Below are 17,485 nucleotides of genomic sequence, written 5' to 3' on the forward strand. Positions count from 1 at the left end.
ATCAGCCGATATTCCGCCATGGCTTCACACTCGCGGAGGTATCTGATGGTGGCCACGTACTCTCTGGGTATGACCGACGAAGCCAAGCTGGACGCGAAGGTGTCCGTTCCGTCGACCGTGCACCGCGCGTTGACTGCCTTCGTGAAGGCGCACCACATGCCCACCAAGGCGGTGCTGCAGCGCATCGGGCAGGCGGGTGTCCGGATTACCCTCGTCGGGGCCGATGGGATTCTTGGTGATCAGGTGGTCACCGACCTCGCGACCGCGCATGCCGCGGTGGCGGCCGTCGAAGGCATCGAGGCCGTCGAGGAGTGGGACCGCGAACTGGTCAGCACCGCTAACCCGGCACCGGGTCACGTCAAGAAGATGGCCGGGTGGGTCGCCCGGACGTAAGGCTGGGACGGCCGGATATCTTCCATCCGCGCATCGTTCTGGCCGGTTGCCCGCAGCTCGTCTCCGGTGACGGTGACGACGCCGAACTTGTTGCTGCCCTGCGTGCTCGTGATCTACACGCCCGTTGGCTTTCCTGGGACGATCCCGATATTGCACAGGCAGATCTGGTGATTCTACGTGCGACGTGGGACTACCCCGAACGCCTGGATGAATTTCTGCAATGGGTCGGATCGGTCCGCAATGTACTCAACCCGCTGCCGGTGGTGCGCTGGAACACTGATAAGCGCTACCTGAATGACCTTGCCGCAGTGGGTATCCCGACGGTACCGAGCATATTCTTCGCTCCCGATGAGGCGATCGTCCTGCCTGATGGGGAACTGGTGATCAAGCCCGCGGTGGCCGGCGGATCCCGCGGTGCGGGCCGCTTCACCTGCCCGGAGGCCGCGCGCAATCACGCGGAGGGGCTCCAGGATGAAGGCCGCACCGTGCTGATTCAGCCGTACGATTTGCGGGTCGATCACCACGGTGAGACAGCGCTGGTCTTCCTCAATGGCGAACCGTCGCATGCCTTTACCAAGGGGGCGCTGTTGCCTCCGCCGGGTACTGCGGCCGATGTCGACGAGTCGGGACTATTCCATTCCGAGCGGTTGGCGCCCGTCAAGCCATCCTCGGCGTTGTGGAAGCTTGGTGCGGCGGCGCTGGCCGCGGCCGCGACGAAGTGCCGTGTCGCGATGACCGATCTGTTGTACGCGCGCGTTGACGTGATCGGCGGTGTGAGCGATGACGATCCGCGGCTGCTGGAGCTTGAGTTGGTCGAGCCGTCTCTGGGCTGGCGCCAGCTGGAGACCGAGGAGCGTGATCTCGCGCAACGAAAGTTCGTGATCGGTGTCGAAGATGCGTTAGAGCGCTTGGGCCTGGGCCCGCTTGGGCAGCACGGACGCAGCTAGCGCCGGGGTAGTCAGCGCCGCCCACAGGGCCGCGGTGGCCGCGGTGCACGCGGCCGCACCTGCGACGTGAACTGCGACGAGCACCGCGGGCACACCGGTATAGAACTGGACCACGCCAACCAGTCCCTGCGCCAGCGTGAGCGCCACCAGCACCGCGAGGCGCATCCAAACACGTCGCGTCGCGCCGACGGCTGCCAGTCCGAATCCCAGGCCCACCAGCAGCGCCAGGTAGGCAATCAGCAGCGTGCCGTGCAGATGCACCAGCGTGCTGATCTCGACCTGCAGGCGTGGCACCACGCGCGTAATGCTCTTGTCGCCGGCATGTGGTCCGGCCCCGGTCACCAGCGTTCCGACCACCAGGACCGCGGCCAGGATCACGCCGATCAGGGCGGTGAGCCGGCGCAGTGGCGCGGGAGGCGGGGGCACCGTGGGGAGATCGGAATCTATATCGGGCTCACCGACTTTCACGTAGAGCAAGGTGGCCAGCCACACCATGCCCATCGACACCAGCAGGTGGATTGCGACCGTCCACCACAGCAAGCCAGTCAGCACGGTGATGCCACCGATAACCGCCTGTAGCACCGTCGAGGCCGGCATCAGCCAGGCGTAGACCAGTACCTCATGGCGGCGGCGCGCGCGCGTCACAGCCAGCACCGCCAGCGCCGCGGTGATAACCACCAGGAAGCTGATCATCCGATTGCCGAATTCGACGGCTTGGTGGATGCGGGGGACTTCGGCGACGGCGACGGGGGTGAAGCTCCCGGGGAAGCACTGCGGCCAGGTGGGACACCCGAGGCCGGAGGCGGTGACGCGGACCACGGCGCCGGTGACGGCGATTCCGCCCTGGGTGAGTACGACGGCCGCGGCAATGAGGCGCTGCGTCCGCAGGCTCGGCATCGGCAGTAGATCGACTACCCGCAGGAACGCCCGATATAACACGGGCTGAGTCTAGGCCACCGGCAACTACGCCTCGTAGTAATCACCGTTGATCCCGTGCGTATGCCCACTTTTGGGGGTGAGTGGATTGCTTGACGTTGGATTGCTTGACGTAAGCAGTCCGGTAGTGAATCCTACTCCGTGTATGAAAATCCTACGCCGCGTAGGATTACTGGTGCAGAAGGAGCGGGCCTGGTGAGCGTGATCCGGGAGTGGCTGTCATTACCGAAGGTTGAACCCGCTGAGGACTACGGCTTCTTCGGTCCAGAGTCGGTGTCATGGCGTGTGTGGAGCTACCCGACGTCCCTGTCCATTGGATTTCAGCGCGCCGTGGTGATCGAGGAACTCGATCCCGGATTGATTGCTGCCGTGGATAAGACGCATGAGATCTATTCGCGGCCACGGACTCGTTATGACCGCACCTTGCGGTATTTCGCGATGGTGGCCTTTGACGACAGCAGATCGACGGCCAAGGCGGCCGATGTACTGGTAAAAATTCATTCCAAGGCCATCGGCGTCGATCCGGTCACCGGCGAGAACTATGACGCGAACAATCCAGCATCGCAGTTGTGGATTCACCTCACGGCCTGGCATTCGATACTCCTCGCCTACGAAAAGTACGGTCCAGGGCGGCTTTCCGATTGGGAAGAGGAACAGTTCTGGACTGAATGCGCCCGCGCGGCCGAATTGCAGACGTGCGACCCAGACGATGTTCCCCGAACTCGTGAGGGTGTACGCGAGTACTTCGAAATGATGCGGCCGCATCTCATCGGTTCTGATATCGCCCGGCAGGCGATGCGGCACCTGCTCAGCGCCGAGGTGATGCTGCCGCCAATGCCACTGCTGTTGCGGCCATTCACCAAGGTGATCACCTGGTTTCTGCGCCGCGGCACACTGGCGACCATGCCTCGGTGGATGCGGGAGATGGCCGGGTTAGGCGTCGGTCCTGTGCTGGACGCAATGATCGTCCCACTCCTGAGCGCGTCATTCACCGCAATCAGCATGAGTAAGCGGCTGCAATTGATTCTGCTCCGGCTGATCTCACCCGGCACAGTGCCGATCGGCGCTCGTGTTCTGCTGTCCGTGCCGCCGAAGAGCTCAATCACCATGACACCCAGGCAAGCTCAGGAACGCTACGGCTATGAGATGCCCAGCCGGGCGCACCGAGAACTCCGGGAAAGGCAGAAAGCCCGTGTTTTTGGGGAAGGGCAAGTCCCCAGCGATGAGGGAATTAGAGAGTCCGAGCCGATTCTCGGCACTGTTGGATGATTCAGAAGGAGCACACCGTGATCAAGGACCTGCTTGACCGTCAACTGAGCATCCGCCAGCTTGTCTATCTGGCCCTCGTCATTGGGGTGCCGTACTTCGTGATCGGGCTGATTTGGGCAATAACCCATCACGACCATCTCGAACAGCTCACCGGATTGGACAAGCTCTTCTCTATGCTGGGGGAAATCGTCGCCTGGCCGGTGCTCATCATTGCCAACGTGTATCTGCAGTAGCCGGGCCAGCTTTTAGGAGGTCACTGTCGCTGCACCGCCAGTCTCGACGAACCCGCGCGCCCGGGCCGAACATCTCGGACCGGAGCGGAGGCGGGCGCAGGTGCTGGATACAGCCCTGGAGATCACGGCTGAGCAGGGTGTGGCGAATGTGACGATGGCTGCCATCGCCACTCGTATGGGTGTGACCCGTCCCGTTGTCTATGCCTGCTACAGCGGACGAGGTGAGGTGCTGATGCAACTGCTGGAGCGCGAGACGTATCTGGCCCTCACGAGCCTGCGTGCCATCCTTCCGCCGCAGCGGACGGGCTCCATTGAGCAGATGTTTGTCGACGGATTCGGCGCCCTGCTCGCCGATGTCACCGAGCGTCCGGCATCATGGCAGATTATCGTCGCAGCGCAGGCAGATCCTGTTCTGGCCGAGGCCATTACGCAGGGCCGGGCGCAGATCCGGGCACAGATATGCGATGTTATGCGTCCCCTGCTGCAGCGGTGGCAGGTCCGCGATATCGACCTCGTTCTGCCCCCGCTGATGGACACACTCCTGTCGATCAGCGAAGGAGCCATCCGGTTGATGCTTGGTCCCGAGCCGCAGTGGACCGCCACGGACCTAGCCGAAATCGTCGGTCGGGCCGCATACCGGGCATTACGAGCCACTCCTCGCTGAATCCACCATCTAGCCGAGTCGTCGGCTGATCCGGGGCAGCACGTAATTGGAGTATGAGTATTTGCCGGTGATCTTGCCCTGGTCGTTGAAGTGGAAGACGTCGAGCCCTTCCCAGCCAAAACGCGGGAAGACGACGGCACCAACGCGTGTCGCGAGGCCGAGGAGCCGCCCAGGCGACTGCCGCGCCCGGATGTCGTGGCGACAGGTCCATCGAATAGTCGCCTTGTGCGCGATCTCGTCGACAAGGCGGTCGTGCTCGTCGAAAGTCATTGCACCGTAACGACCGCTGAACTGCGGCTCGAATTCGCGGCGAATAGCGGCCAGTCCCACATGGCGTGACCCGTCGCCGGGTAAGTACTCTGCGTCCTCGGCAAAGTGCTGCATGACGATATCGAGGTCGTTGGTGTTGAACGCTATGAGAAACCGGTCCAGCGCCGCTTCGATATCCGTCACAACGCGAGCCTACGAGACTTGGCTTCAGCTCATCGTCCCAACAATGCGAGCGTCCACGCGGGTGCGGCGATCAGCAGGATGAGACAGCACGAGACGACAGTGGTCCAGAGGCCGCAGACTGCAATGAGCCATATCGGAGCGCGCCGGATTTCGATGTATTCGCCAATCACCAGGAGTGCTTTGAACGCGGCTAGCAGCAGAACGCCCGCAATACCGATCCCTGACAGGTGCTCATGGCTCAAGAACGCCGAGGCGAGGCTTGCGGCTACCAGTACCACCCACGTCGCGATAACACGGGCGGAAGTATCGGCCCGGATGTCCAGTGCCATATGTGAATTCACCAGCTTCCTAAACGAGGTAGATGATGGCGAACAGGAAGAGCCAGAACACATCGACCATGTGCCAATACACGCCAACGGATTCGAGGAGTACCAGATTCGGCCGCTCCGTGCCCGCGCGATCCGGATCCGCCGGTGCGGTGCACTGCCGGGCGCCCAGTGCGAGCGCCGCCAGTCCGGCGACTACGTGCAGGGCGTGGATGCCGGTGAAGACAAAATAGAGCATGAAGAAGTCGTTACTCAGCGCACTCATCCCGTGCCGGATATGCGCCCCGTATTCGACGACCTTGAGCACGAGGAAGCCGGCGCCCAGCGTCATCGCACCCTGATAAAGACGGCGAGCCACCTGGACATGGCCGTTTCTGGCCCGCGTGAGCCCAGCCGCCACCAGGGCTGAGCTGGTGATCAGCAGCAGGGTGTTCGCGAGGCCGATCTCTTTGCTCAGAGTCGCGCGGTTCGCATCGAACAGCTCAAGCTGATGGGCGTTGTTCCACCCCCAGAGAATGAAGAACACTGCAAAGAGAGCCATGTCTCCCAGCACGAAAATCCAGAATTCAGGCTCGCCCGGGATCTTCCGGGTGTTCTTCTGAGCCGCCTTCATGAAAAGTGGCGTTTGACAATCGGTTTCAACACAAACGGTGCGACAAGAAAATACACGATGAACAGGACTGCGGGAATCCAGAATCCGATGACGCCGTCCCATGCGAATGGGCCGGTCTTGAAGAAGAAAACCAGCAGCTCGGGCAGATATAGCAACGCAATCCACAAGTTGAGATAGCCGAACCAGCGGGGAGCGATCGGCTCTGGACCCCTGTCGGTGACGAGGACGGCGTATGCCGTCAATATCCACACCATGATGAACATCGGTATCCCGCCGATGAATTGCAGGAAGCCGGCGTCGCTGGCGAACTGGACTAGATCAGGAGAACGCTCGACGCGGAACGCTGCCGTGGAGAACGAGAAGCCTGCGTAGAAGTTCAGCACCAAGAAACACGTAAGTGTGAAACCCGCCATGAGTGTCAGCAGGCTGGTCTGTTTTTCGATCTTCCGGATCACGAGAACCAACAATGCGGAGACCGGAACGAGCACGACGGTGGAGACCATGATGGAGACGGCGGCCAGCTCAAGCACAAAGTGGTGGTTGCGGAAGATCTCCGCGACCTGCAGGGGGCTGCTGGTCGGCGCTATCGGTGGAAACCAGCGAGCCAGGACAAGCCATCCGAACCCAAATGTGAGCAAGTACGCCAGTGGGGACCAGACGCTCAGGCTCATCAGAAACCGATCGTGCTTCACGACGTCCTCCTCGTTGAGGTGGTCGGTCAAACCGAGAAAATATGACCGATCGTTTAATTAGCCGGGCCTACTGTAGCGATCGGCTGGAGCGCTGTCTAGAGAGCGGCTAGTACTCGTCGTGCAAGCGCCACCACTGATATGGCGGAGTCTGGGGCCGGCCCGCGGGGGGAGTCCTCCCGGAGCTCTTGGCGGCCATACGGCCCGAACTCGTCGGCTCAGGTGAATTTGAACCAGCGCAGCGCACCGTACCCGGCGAGCACACCCCACACCGTGAGCACCACAAGCGCGAACCAGTCCACCGACAATGTCATCGCGGCAGCCAACGCTTCCGAGAGCGCACCCGAGGGGGAGAGCCGCGCAAGCAGCACCACGCCGTGCGGGATCGCGTCGGTGGTGCGACCGTCCTGCAGGGTCAACGCCCCCAGCCCGGCGAAGATGAACCACAGCAGATTCGCCAGCGCCAGCACGATTTCCGCGCGCAGCGTGCCGCCCAGCAGCAGGCCCATCGCCGCGAATGCCGCGGTGCCGATCGCGATGATCACCGCGCCGAGTAACAATCCCACCGGATGCGGTCGCCAGCCCAGCGCGCCACCGATCGCGCCGATGACGCCGGCCTGCAGTACGACCACCGCCACCACGGCGAGTGCCTTGCCGGCGATGATGCCCCACACCGGTAATGCTGTGGCGCCCAAGCGTTTCAGCGCACCGTACCGGCGGTCGAATCCGACGGCGATGGCCTGCCCGGTGAAGGCGGTGGAAATGACCGCCAACGCCATGATCGCGGGTACGAAGATGTCGGTACGCGAGCCGGGGAATTGACCCAGCGGCAGCAGTGTCAATCCGATCAGCAGGGTGATCGGGATGAACATGGTGAGCAGCAGCTGCTCACCGTTGCGGAGCAGCAGCTTGAGTTCTAGCCAGAACTGCGCGAAAAGCATGGTGTGCACTGCGCTCGGTCGCGGATCGGGCGTGAAGGTGCCCGGATCGAAACGGGGTGTGGCGTCAGTCATCGCAATTCCCTGCCGGTCAGATCGAGGAATACGTCTTCCAGGCTGCGTTTCTCCACGCGTAGATCGGTGGTCAGCACATCCATCCGGGCACACCAGGCGGTGACGGCGGCCAGCACCTGCGGGTCGATAACACCCTCGACCCGGTATTCGCCGGGAGTCACCTCGGCCACCTTGTAGCCCTCCGGCAGTGCGGAGGTGAGCAGGGTCAGGTTCAGTCGGGGAGGAGCGGAGAAGCGCAGTTGGTTCTCGGCGCCGGTCTGCATCAGCTCTGCCGGTGTGCCCGCGGCGACGACCGCACCATGGTCGATGATCACCAACTGATCGGCCAGCTCCTCGGCCTCTTTCATGTGGTGCGTGGTCAGCACCACCGATACGCCGTCACGGCGCAGGCAGTCGATGAGCTCCCACACCACCAGCCTCGCGTGCGCGTCCATGCCGGCGGTCGGCTCGTCGAGAAACACCAGCTCGGGTCGCCCGACCAGCGCGCACGCCAGCGCAAGGCGCTGTTGCTGCCCTCCGGATAGCCGCCGGTACGGGGTGCGGGCGACGTCGGTCAGCCCGAGAGTGTCCAGAAGCCATTGCGGGTCAAGGGGATTGGCCGAGTACGAGGCCACGAGCCCGAGCATCTCGCTGGCCCGGGCGGTGGGGTAGGCACCACCACCCTGCAGCATGACGCCGATTCGTGCGCGCACCGCCGAGTTCTTTGCGACCGGATCCATGCCCAGCACCTCAACGGTGCCTTCGTCGGGATGCAGGAAGCCCTCGCACAATTCGACGGTCGTGGTCTTCCCGGCGCCGTTGGGCCCGAGTAGCGCGAATACCTGGGCCTGCTCGACCTCAAGGTCGAGGTTGTGCAGCGCTGTTGTCGTCCCGTACCGCTTCGTCACCGACCGCATCCGCACCGGTGGTGCCGTCCTGGTCGACGGAGTGAGGCTGGTCCGAGCGACCATCCTCTCTGGTTGTGTCACGGTCAGTCAGCGTAAGCGGCGCGTCATCGTCACCGTTAGGCAGCCGACGCCAGGGCAGGTAGTTGTGCGTGATAGCGATGAGTAACAGGGCGATGATCGCGCTGGCCACGGTCGCGTCGATGATCTGGAACAAGGCAAACCTGTCGCCATTGGCGGTGGGCCCGAAGATGCCTACGAGCAGGGTGATGCCGATCGCGGTGCCGCGGAATGCGGGCCGGGTGGCCCATGCCGCCAACGGGATGATCGCCCAGAGCAGGTACCAGGGTTGCACCACCGGAAACAGCAGCACCGTGATGCCGAGGGCGACGCCGAGCCCGCCGACGGGGTGCAGGCGCCCGCGCAGCACCGCGAACAGCAGCCACGACACCGCGATGCCGATGATGCCGATACCGATTCCTCGGGTCAGCGACAGGATCGCGGTGGTGTGGTCGCCGAGACCAAGCAGGATGCCGACCTGCCCGGTGCCCAGTGCAACCAGCGTCGGCGGCGACATCCAGCTGCGGACGGCGTTCGCGGTGCCGAGTGTGTACACCCAGCCGAATCCGAGGCCGCTTGCCCAGGCGATGAGCACCATTCCGGCGCCGGTGACGGCACCGAGGAGCGCCCCGGCCTGGAAGAGGCCACGGATACCGCCGCCCCACCGCCGTGCCAGCGCCATTCCGACGAAACCGAGGGCCAGCAGGGAAGGCAGCTTGACCTGTGATGATGCGGTGATGAGCACGGTGCCGGCAAGGAGATTGCCCAGCGGTGCCCAGGTGGCCCATTCCGCGCGCGTCCGCGGCCCCAAAGGATTCAATCTGGGCCGCACACCCGCCAGTGAGCGCGCCGAGTCGACACCTCGCATGGCCAATTCGGTGCCGGCCAGCATCAGGCCCAGCATGAGTGCCTCGTTGTGGATCCCCGCGACCAGATGCATCAGCAGCAGTGGATTTGCGGCCCCCAGCCAGAGCGCACTGACCTCGGCGACCCCGCAGCGCTGGGCCAGACGCGGTGTGGCCCAGATGATCAGCAGTACCCCGAGGAGTTCGACGAGGCGATGGCACAACGCCCCGGCGACGATGTCGTCACCGGTGAACCAGGCGATTCCCTTGCCGATCCACAGGAACAGCGGACCGTATGGGGCAGGTGTTTCTCGCCACAGGCTGGGCACCGACAGTGTGAATACGTGATCGAGCCCGAGGGCTACGGACGGGCCCTCCGTGTATGGATCCTTGCCGAGCCGCGCGATCTGGCTCTGCGCCAGATACGAGTACACGTCTTTGGAGTACATCGGGGGCGCGATGAGCAGCGGCAGGATCCACAGCAGCAGGGTGCGGTCCAGCTGTCCCCGCGACATCCGGCGCGATGGACCGCGCTCGCCGTTGACTCCCTTGGTTCGCAGGCTGCCGATCGCGAAGCGGCCCAGCATGAGCCAGGCCAACGTCATCATTACGGCGCCGGTGGTGGTCATGGTCAGTGACACCGTCTGGACACGTGAGGGCAGGTTGAGCAGCCGGACGCCGAATATCGGATCCTGGATGACGGGTCGTGCTCCCGCGCCCAGTGCGCCGATCGCCATGAGAGCGGTTCCGGTGGCGCCGAACAGGCGAGTTCTGTTCATCGCCGTCAGCTCGCGGACGTTCAGCGGAGCCGACGAACGCTCGTCATCATGCAGATGCGACAGCGACGAGCTCAGCCACTGCCCACGTACCGACACGCCAGCAGCGTATCGGCCCGTCGTGCCCGGCTCCGGGACCCCGGACGGGAAGCACAGCGTGTGACAAGGCGACGCCAACATAGGTAACCCTTGCTAGACGTGGCCTTCCGAATTGCGTCACACTGGTGTTGTGAAATTCGGCCAGGCCTCTCCAATGGCGCCTGCGGCGGCATCTGGGATGGCCGCGTCGCAGGTGCTGGATGCTGCCCCGGCCGTGTCGCCTGATGGACAGACCCGTGCGGCCGTGGTGCGCCTACTCATGGAGTCGGGGCCGATCACCGCAGGTGAGATTGGGGATCAGCTCGGCCTGTCGGCTGCCGGTGTGCGCCGTCACCTGGATGCGCTCAGTGAGGCAGGTGACGCCGTCGCGAATCCGGCGGCCGCATGGCAGCACAGCGGCCGAGGCCGCCCCGCTAAGCGGTTCCAGCTTACTGCCGATGGTCGCGCCAAGCTCAATCACGCCTACGACGATCTGGCCTCGGCCGCTATGCGCCAGCTGCGCGAGATCGGCGGCGACCAGGCCGTGCGGACCTTTGCGCGCCGCCGCATCGACGCGATCTTGCGTGATGTGACGGCCGGCGCTCCGCATGACGACACCGAGTCCGCCGTCGAACAGGTGGCTACCGCACTGACCAAGGCCGGATACGCGGCCAGCACCCAGAAGGTGGGCGGACCGATGCAGGGCGTGCAGATATGCCAGCATCACTGTCCGGTATCGCACGTGGCAGCCGAGTTCCCCGAACTCTGCGAGGCGGAACAGCAGGCCTTCGCTGAGGTGTTGGGAACACATGTACAGCGGTTGGCCACCATCGCCAACGGCGACTGCGCCTGCACCACCCATGTACCCATAGCGCCGGTGCCCAGCCCGCACCCGATGACAAACGAGCAAGAGAAGGAGTCACTATGACCCTCGAACGCGAAGTGCTGACCCAGGACGAGACGATCGCGTCCCTGGGCAACTACGGCTATGGCTGGTCCGACTCCGACGTCGCCGGCGCCAGTGCGCAACGCGGCCTGTCCGAGGCTGTGGTGCGCGATATCTCCGGCAAGAAGAGCGAGCCCGAGTGGATGCTCGACATCCGTCTCAAGGCTCTGCGTACCTTCGGCAAGAAGCCGATGCCGAACTGGGGATCGAACCTCGAGGGCATCGACTTCGACAACATCAAATACTTCGTGCGGTCCAGCGAGAAGCAGGCTGCCACCTGGGACGATCTGCCCGCCGACATCAAGAACACGTACGACCGCCTCGGCATCCCCGAGGCCGAGAAGCAGCGCCTGGTGTCCGGTGTTGCCGCGCAGTACGAGTCGGAGGTCGTCTACCACTCGATCCGCGAGGATCTGGAGGCCCAGGGCGTGATCTTCCTGGACACCGACTCGGGCCTGCGCGAGCACCCGGAGATGTTCAAGGAGTACTTCGGCAGCGTCATCCCGGCCGGGGATAACAAGTTCTCCGCGCTCAACACTGCGGTGTGGTCCGGTGGCTCGTTCATCTACGTGCCGCCAGGGGTGAAGGTCGACATCCCGCTGCAGGCGTACTTCCGGATCAACACCGAGAACATGGGCCAGTTCGAGCGGACGCTCATCATTGTCGACGAGGGTGCGTATGTGCACTACGTCGAGGGATGTACTGCACCCATCTACAAGTCTGACTCGCTGCACTCGGCGGTGGTGGAGATCATCGTCAAGCCGGGCGGGCGCTGCCGCTACACGACCATCCAGAACTGGTCGAACAACGTCTACAACCTGGTGACCAAGCGGGCCCGCGCCGAGGCGGGGGCCACCATGGAATGGGTCGACGGCAATATCGGGTCCAAGGTCACCATGAAGTACCCCGCGGTCTGGATGACCGGTGAGCATGCGAAGGGTGAAGTGCTGTCGGTCGCATTCGCGGGCGAGGGGCAGCACCAGGACACCGGCGCCAAGATGCTGCACCTGGCACCGAACACGTCGAGCAACATCGTCTCTAAGTCGGTGGCGCGTGGCGGTGGGCGTGCCTCCTATCGTGGCCTGGTTCAGGTCAACAAGGGCGCGTACGGCTCCCGCTCGACGGTGAAATGCGATGCGCTGCTTGTCGACTCGATCAGTCGCAGCGACACCTACCCGTACGTCGATATCCGCGAGGACGACGTCACCATGGGTCACGAGGCGACCGTCTCGAAGGTCAGCGACGATCAGTTGTTCTACCTGATGAGCCGCGGTATGACCGAGGACGAAGCCATGGCCATGGTGGTGCGCGGGTTCGTTGAGCCCATCGCCAAGGAACTGCCAATGGAATACGCGCTCGAGCTCAACCGGCTCATCGAGCTGCAAATGGAAGGCTCGGTCGGTTAATGACTCAGTTGACTCAAGCTGTCGAAGGGGCCAACAAGGGCGAACTGTTCAGCTCCTACGACGTCGGCGCCTTCGAGGTTCCCGGCGGCCGGGACGAGCTGTGGCGGTTCACTCCGCTACGCCGCCTGCGGGGTCTGCACGATGGATCCGCGATCGCAACCGCCGAAGCGTCCGTCGAGGTGACCGTGCGTGACGGTGTGACGGTGGAAACTGTGGACCGTGGAGATGCCCGTCTCGGTCAGGCCGGAGTGCCATCGGATCGGATTGCCGCGCAGGCATACTCGTCCTTCCAGGCGGCGACCATAATCACTGTCGGCAAGCAAGAGGTAGTCGGCGAACCGGTCGAGGTTGCCGTCGGCGGCCCCGGTCAGGGACAGGTTTCTTACGGACACATCCAGATCCGTGCCGGTGAGCTCTCCGAGTCGGCCGTCGTCATCGACTACCGCGGCAGCGGAACCTATGCCGAAAACGTCGAATTCTTACTGGACGACGCGTCCCGCCTGACTGTCGTGTCCATCGCCGACTGGGACGATGACGCCGTCCATGTCACCGCCCACCACGCCAAACTGGGCAAGGATGCTGTCCTGCGCCACATCGCCGTCACGCTCGGTGGTGACCTGGTGAGACTGAACACTTCCGTTCGCTTTTCGGGTCCTGGCGGCGACGCCGAGCTGTTCGGGCTCTACTACGCCGATGACGGCCAGTTCTTCGAGCACCGGCTGCTGGTCGACCACGCTCAGCCCAACTGCCGTTCACATGTCACGTACAAGGGTGCGCTACAAGGGGATCCGGCCTCGGACAAGCCGGATGCGCACACGGTCTGGATCGGTGATGTGCTGATCCGCGCCGAGGCCACCGGAACCGACACCTTCGAGCTGAACCGCAACCTGATCCTCACCGACGGGGCTCGGGCCGACTCGGTACCCAACCTCGAGATCGAGACCGGCGAGATCGCCGGTGCCGGGCACGCCAGCGCCACCGGGCGATTCGATGATGAGCAGTTGTTCTACCTGCGCTCGCGCGGTATCACCGAGGAGGATGCGCGCCGCCTGGTGGTACGCGGCTTCTTCCAGGACATCATTGGCCGGATCGGGATCGAGTCGGTGCGAGACCGTCTCACCGAAGCCGTCGAAAAAGAACTGGCCCAGACCAACTCGTAATTCGCAAGACTCGGATAGAAGGCATTCGGAATACTCATGACCACTTTGGAAATCAAGGACCTGCACGTCAGCATCTCGCCCAACGAGGGCGAGGCCATCGAGATCCTCAAGGGCGTCAACCTGACGGTGAACTCGGGGGAGACCCATGCCGTCATGGGCCCCAACGGATCCGGTAAGTCCACACTGTCTTACGCCATCGCCGGACACCCGAAGTACGAGGTGACCTCCGGGTCCATCACCCTGGACGGGCAGGACGTGCTGGAGCTGTCGGTGGACGAACGCGCACGGGCGGGGCTCTTCCTGGCCATGCAGTACCCCATTGAGGTGCCCGGGGTGTCGATGTCCAACTTCCTGCGTACCGCCGCGACTGCCGTGCGCGGCGAGGCCCCGAAGTTGCGTCATTGGATCAAGGAAGTCAAGGAAGCCATGGGGGAGTTGGAGATCGACTCCGCCTTCGCCGAGCGCAGTGTGAACGAGGGCTTTTCGGGCGGCGAAAAGAAGCGTCACGAGATCCTGCAGCTGGGTCTACTCAAGCCGAAGATCGCCATCCTCGATGAGACGGACTCCGGCCTTGATGTCGATGCCCTGCGGATCGTGTCCGAGGGAGTGAATCGGTACGCGGAGCGTGAGCATGGTGGCGTTCTGCTCATCACTCACTACACCCGCATCCTGCGCTACATCCAGCCGCAGTTCGTGCACGTCTTCGTCGGTGGCCGCATCGTCGAGTCGGGCGGTCCCGAGCTGGCCGACGAGCTGGAGGAGAACGGCTACGTGCGCTTTACCCAGGCGACCGCGGGAGCCTAGCCATGACGGCCACTGCGGACTCGGCGACCGGACTGGATCTGGAACGTATCAGGGCGGACTTCCCGATCCTGGGCCGGACGGTGCGCGGCGGTAAACCCTTGGCGTATCTGGATTCCGGTGCGACCTCGCAGCGTCCGCTGCAGGTTCTCGACGCCGAGCGCACCTTCCTCACCGAGCGCAATGCCGCAGTGCACCGCGGCGCCCACCAGCTCGCCGAGGAAGCCACGGACGCCTACGAGGGCGCGCGCACTGCCATCGCCCGCTTCGTGGGGGTCGATGACGGCGAGATCGTCTTTACGAAGAACGCCACCGAATCGCTCAACCTGGTGGCCTACACCCTCGGCGACGGCCGATTCGATCGTGCGGTGGGCCCCGGCGACGAGGTAGTCATCACGGAGCTGGAGCATCACGCCAATCTGGTGCCGTGGCAAGAGCTCTGCCGCCGCACCGGCGCCACCCTGCGTTGGTTCGGTGTCACCGATGACGGTCGCATCGACCTCGACTCGCTCGAGCTCACCGAGGCCGTCAAGGTGGTGGCCTTCACCCACCAATCCAATGTGACGGGTGCCGTCGCGCCGGTCGCCGAGCTGGTGCGTCGCGCCAAAACTGTTGGTGCCTTGGTAGTTCTCGACGCCTGCCAATCCGTTCCGCATATGCCGGTGAACTTCCGCGAGCTGGGTGTCGACTACGCCGCCTTCTCCGGGCACAAGATGCTGGGTCCCTCGGGCGTCGGCGTGCTGTACGGCCGTCGTGAACTGCTGGAGGTCATGCCCCCGTTCATCACCGGTGGGTCCATGATCGAGACGGTCACCATGGAGGTCAGTACCTACGCGCCGCCGCCGCAGCGGTTCGAGGCCGGTGTCCCGATGACCTCCCAGGTGGTCGGACTGGGTGCCGCCGTCGAATACCTCAACGCGGTGGGTATGGAAGCCATTGCCGCCCACGAGCATCAGCTGGTGTCGGCGGCACTTTCCGGGCTGCAGGGCATTGAGGGTGTCCGGATCATCGGCCCCACCGAGAACGTCGACCGCGGTGGGGCGGTCTCCTTTGTGGTGGACGGTATCCACGCGCATGACCTCGGACAGGTGCTCGATGACGAGGGCGTCGCGGTGCGGGTCGGACATCACTGTGCCTGGCCGCTGCATCGCCGGTTCGGTATCGCGGCGTCGGCGCGGGCATCCTTCGCCGTCTACAACACTCTGGACGAAGTCGACCGTCTGGTCGCCGGAGTCCGCCGCGCCCAGGAGTTCTTCCGATGAGCCGCTTGCGCGAAGAGAATGTCGCCGTCTGATGCGTCTTGAGCAGATGTACCAGGAAGTTATCCTGGATCACTACAAGCACCCGCATCATCGCGGGCTGCGTGAGCCCTTCGCGGCCGAGGTGCACCACGTGAACCCCACCTGTGGTGACGAGGTGACGTTGCGAGTTACCTTGGATGACAACCGTATTGCCGATGTGTCCTATGACGGGCAGGGCTGTTCCATCAGCCAGGCCGCCACCTCGGTGCTCACGGATCAGGTGATCGGGCTGACGGTGGATGAGGCACTCAAGACGGTGGCATCGTTCAACGAGATGATTTCCTCCCGCGGCACCATCGACGGTGACGAGGATGTCATCGGCGATGGCATTGCTTTCGTCGGGGTTTCGCGGTACCCGGCTCGCGTTAAGTGTGCGCTCCTAGGATGGATGGCATTCAAGGACGCTCTTGTTCAGGCAACAGAACACCAAGAGGTGAAGCGATGACCGAAGTATCAGAAGACGTAAAGCTTCTCGAAGATCTCGAGGAGGCGATGCGTGATGTTGTCGACCCCGAGCTCGGCATCAACGTCGTCGATCTGGGGCTTGTCTACGGGCTCAGTGTCGACGAGGACGAGAGCGGCAAGGTAGCCACAATCGACATGACGCTTACCTCGGCGGCGTGCCCGCTCACCGACGTCATCGAAGATCAGTCGCGCAACGCACTGGTCGGCGCCGGGCTGGTCAAGGAGATCAAGATCAACTGGGTCTGGGTGCCGCCGTGGGGCCCGGACAAGATCACCGACGATGGTCGGGAGCAGCTCCGGGCCCTCGGCTTCACGGTCTAGCGCTCGTGGTGGCCTTCGTGGCCGCCAGGCCCACCGCATGAGCCGTCCTTGGCCGCACGAAGGGTGATCGTCGAGGCCTGAAGATTGCCCGATGCGTCATCGCCACCGTGCGCGGCAATGCACTTGCCCGCGGCGATGGCACTCTGGTCCGCCGGGGCACGCTTGGCGTAAGTGGTGTCGTTATTCACGGTCACAGTGGTCTGGGTGGCGGCCCCGCCATTCGGATCGGTGCTGCTTACCGTGATCGTGTTCCCACTGACCGAGGTGACTGTCCCGTGAACGGCCTGATGCTCGGCGCGTTTACCGGATGTTGGGGTGGGGGAAGCGGACTCCTGTGGGTCCTTGGAGTGTGACCTCGTGCAATTACCGTCCGCGGCCGGCCAGATCATCACTCGCCGGGCCGTCGGCGGGTTCGAGTCCTGTTGTGACATGGCGGCAATACAGCTCCCGGCGGTGACGTCCGGCAACTGTGCGGCAGTGATCTCGGAGACCTTCGTCGACTGGCTGAAGCCGATAGCCGCGGTGCCGTCCTTCTTGGTCACCTGAATGGTGTTGCCCGACACCGAGGCGATAAGTCCCATGACGTGGTCCTTATCGTTGTGCTCACCCTGGTGCGCAGCCGCAGACGTGGTCGGGGCCGATGAGTTTGTGGAGGCGCCATTGGTCTCGGCAGGCGAGCCGCACGCGGCCACCGACAGCGCGGTCAGTCCGGCGAGTGCGAACAGGGCACCGCGGGCGAACCGTGGTTGGGCGAGTATCTGGGTTGGGGACATCGATGTTCTCCATGGTTGGCGAATGGGACACCTCAGCGTGCTTGTGCTGGCTGAGGTTGCGCTCCGGTGTATGTGCGAAGTTGCTGTGTGTTGCGGATGTCAAGCTTCGAGACAATCCGTGGCACGAAGCCGT

Annotated in this window: 21 protein-coding genes and 1 pseudogene; 12 read left to right on the top strand and 10 right to left on the bottom strand. The window is 63.8% G+C overall.

Annotated elements, in window-relative coordinates; genetic code table 11:
• Positions 1-69: 69 nt before the first annotated feature.
• Positions 70-393, top strand: coding sequence for a hypothetical protein (locus MLB1_RS11100; protein ID WP_180749887.1), 324 nt, complete (start codon positions 70-72; stop codon positions 391-393).
• Entirely contained in the window at positions 375-1,340 is a 966-nt protein-coding gene (locus MLB1_RS11105; protein ID WP_180749888.1) for a hypothetical protein, read from the top strand. The genes MLB1_RS11100 and MLB1_RS11105 overlap by 19 nt, the downstream gene beginning before the upstream one ends.
• On the opposite strand, the gene MLB1_RS11110 is transcribed toward MLB1_RS11105, so the two are convergent.
• Complete coding sequence (locus tag MLB1_RS11110) at positions 1,293-2,279, bottom strand: COX15/CtaA family protein (RefSeq protein ID WP_180749889.1); 987 nt, start codon at positions 2,277-2,279, stop codon at positions 1,293-1,295. The genes MLB1_RS11105 and MLB1_RS11110 overlap by 48 nt on opposite strands.
• Before the next feature lie 192 nt (positions 2,280-2,471).
• On the opposite strand from MLB1_RS11110, the gene MLB1_RS11115 reads away from it, so the two are divergent.
• The 3 genes from MLB1_RS11115 to MLB1_RS11125 all read left to right on the top strand — a co-directional run bounded on the left by MLB1_RS11115 (position 2,472) and on the right by MLB1_RS11125 (position 4,442).
• Positions 2,472-3,545 carry an oxygenase MpaB family protein gene (locus MLB1_RS11115; protein WP_180749890.1) on the top strand — a complete coding sequence of 358 codons (1,074 nt, stop codon included), beginning with the start codon at positions 2,472-2,474 and terminating at the stop codon, positions 3,543-3,545.
• Positions 3,546-3,562: 17 nt separating this feature from the next.
• Positions 3,563-3,778, top strand: a complete 216-nt coding sequence (locus MLB1_RS11120) for a hypothetical protein (RefSeq protein WP_358148526.1) — start codon at positions 3,563-3,565, stop codon at positions 3,776-3,778.
• A gap of 100 nt (positions 3,779-3,878) precedes the next feature.
• Positions 3,879-4,442 carry a TetR/AcrR family transcriptional regulator gene (locus MLB1_RS11125; RefSeq protein ID WP_180749892.1) on the top strand — a complete coding sequence of 188 codons (564 nt, stop codon included), beginning with the start codon at positions 3,879-3,881 and terminating at the stop codon, positions 4,440-4,442.
• 9 nt (positions 4,443-4,451) lie between these two features.
• On the opposite strand, the gene MLB1_RS11130 is transcribed toward MLB1_RS11125, so the two are convergent.
• The 8 genes and pseudogenes from MLB1_RS11130 to mptB form a co-directional block, all read right to left on the bottom strand.
• The gene (locus MLB1_RS11130) at positions 4,452-4,895 is read right to left on the bottom strand and encodes a nuclear transport factor 2 family protein (RefSeq protein ID WP_180749893.1); all 444 of its coding nucleotides are present in this window, start codon (positions 4,893-4,895) and stop codon (positions 4,452-4,454) included.
• 29 nt (positions 4,896-4,924) lie between these two features.
• Positions 4,925-5,236 (bottom strand): cytochrome C oxidase subunit IV family protein, encoded by a 312-nt coding sequence (locus MLB1_RS11135; protein ID WP_180749894.1) that lies wholly within the window; start codon positions 5,234-5,236, stop codon positions 4,925-4,927.
• A 7-nt stretch (positions 5,237-5,243) separates the two neighbouring features.
• On the bottom strand, positions 5,244-5,834 hold the full coding sequence (locus MLB1_RS11140) for a cytochrome c oxidase subunit 3 (RefSeq protein WP_219602976.1): 591 nt from the start codon (positions 5,832-5,834) through the stop codon (positions 5,244-5,246).
• The gene (locus tag MLB1_RS11145) at positions 5,831-6,556 is read right to left on the bottom strand and encodes a hypothetical protein (RefSeq protein ID WP_255485824.1); all 726 of its coding nucleotides are present in this window, start codon (positions 6,554-6,556) and stop codon (positions 5,831-5,833) included. Before MLB1_RS11145 ends, MLB1_RS11140 begins: the two co-directional genes overlap by 4 nt.
• Before the next feature lie 76 nt (positions 6,557-6,632).
• Positions 6,633-6,723 (bottom strand): annotated as a pseudogene (locus tag MLB1_RS24265) (DUF899 domain-containing protein); the annotation flags it as partial.
• Positions 6,724-6,741: 18 nt separating this feature from the next.
• Complete coding sequence (locus tag MLB1_RS11155) at positions 6,742-7,536, bottom strand: ABC transporter permease (protein ID WP_180749895.1); 795 nt, start codon at positions 7,534-7,536, stop codon at positions 6,742-6,744.
• Positions 7,533-8,432: an ABC transporter ATP-binding protein gene (locus tag MLB1_RS11160; protein ID WP_180749896.1), complete on the bottom strand. Its 900-nt coding sequence runs from the start codon at positions 8,430-8,432 to the stop codon at positions 7,533-7,535. The genes MLB1_RS11155 and MLB1_RS11160 overlap by 4 nt, the downstream gene beginning before the upstream one ends.
• A complete protein-coding gene (gene mptB, locus MLB1_RS11165) occupies positions 8,374-10,200 on the bottom strand; it encodes a polyprenol phosphomannose-dependent alpha 1,6 mannosyltransferase MptB (RefSeq protein WP_180749897.1) in 1,827 nt (608 codons plus the stop codon). The genes MLB1_RS11160 and mptB overlap by 59 nt, the downstream gene beginning before the upstream one ends.
• A gap of 154 nt (positions 10,201-10,354) precedes the next feature.
• Here mptB and MLB1_RS11170 point away from each other — a divergent pair, with 154 nt between their 5' ends.
• From MLB1_RS11170 to MLB1_RS11200, 7 genes are read left to right on the top strand one after another with little or no spacing between them, the layout of a single operon-like run.
• The gene (locus MLB1_RS11170) at positions 10,355-11,107 is read left to right on the top strand and encodes a metalloregulator ArsR/SmtB family transcription factor (protein ID WP_180750338.1); all 753 of its coding nucleotides are present in this window, start codon (positions 10,355-10,357) and stop codon (positions 11,105-11,107) included.
• Positions 11,104-12,531: a Fe-S cluster assembly protein SufB gene (gene sufB, locus MLB1_RS11175; protein ID WP_180749898.1), complete on the top strand. Its 1,428-nt coding sequence runs from the start codon at positions 11,104-11,106 to the stop codon at positions 12,529-12,531. The genes MLB1_RS11170 and sufB overlap by 4 nt, the downstream gene beginning before the upstream one ends.
• On the top strand, positions 12,531-13,691 hold the full coding sequence (gene sufD, locus MLB1_RS11180; protein ID WP_180749899.1) for a Fe-S cluster assembly protein SufD: 1,161 nt from the start codon (positions 12,531-12,533) through the stop codon (positions 13,689-13,691). Before sufB ends, sufD begins: the two co-directional genes overlap by 1 nt.
• 36 nt (positions 13,692-13,727) lie before the next feature.
• On the top strand, positions 13,728-14,495 hold the full coding sequence (gene sufC / locus MLB1_RS11185) for a Fe-S cluster assembly ATPase SufC (RefSeq protein WP_180749900.1): 768 nt from the start codon (positions 13,728-13,730) through the stop codon (positions 14,493-14,495).
• A 2-nt stretch (positions 14,496-14,497) separates the two neighbouring features.
• Positions 14,498-15,754, top strand: a complete 1,257-nt coding sequence (locus tag MLB1_RS11190) for a cysteine desulfurase (protein WP_180749901.1) — start codon at positions 14,498-14,500, stop codon at positions 15,752-15,754.
• A 31-nt stretch (positions 15,755-15,785) separates the two neighbouring features.
• The gene (gene sufU, locus MLB1_RS11195) at positions 15,786-16,238 is read left to right on the top strand and encodes a Fe-S cluster assembly sulfur transfer protein SufU (RefSeq protein WP_180749902.1); all 453 of its coding nucleotides are present in this window, start codon (positions 15,786-15,788) and stop codon (positions 16,236-16,238) included.
• Positions 16,235-16,579: a metal-sulfur cluster assembly factor gene (locus tag MLB1_RS11200; protein ID WP_180749903.1), complete on the top strand. Its 345-nt coding sequence runs from the start codon at positions 16,235-16,237 to the stop codon at positions 16,577-16,579. Before sufU ends, MLB1_RS11200 begins: the two co-directional genes overlap by 4 nt.
• Here MLB1_RS11200 and MLB1_RS11205 read toward each other — a convergent pair.
• Entirely contained in the window at positions 16,576-17,352 is a 777-nt protein-coding gene (locus tag MLB1_RS11205; RefSeq protein ID WP_180749904.1) for a DUF5666 domain-containing protein, read from the bottom strand. The genes MLB1_RS11200 and MLB1_RS11205 overlap by 4 nt on opposite strands.
• Positions 17,353-17,485 lie beyond the last annotated feature (133 nt).

The organism is Mycobacteroides sp. LB1 (assembly GCF_013449725.1).
In the GTDB taxonomy this organism is placed as follows: Bacteria; Actinomycetota; Actinomycetes; order Mycobacteriales; family Mycobacteriaceae; genus Mycobacterium.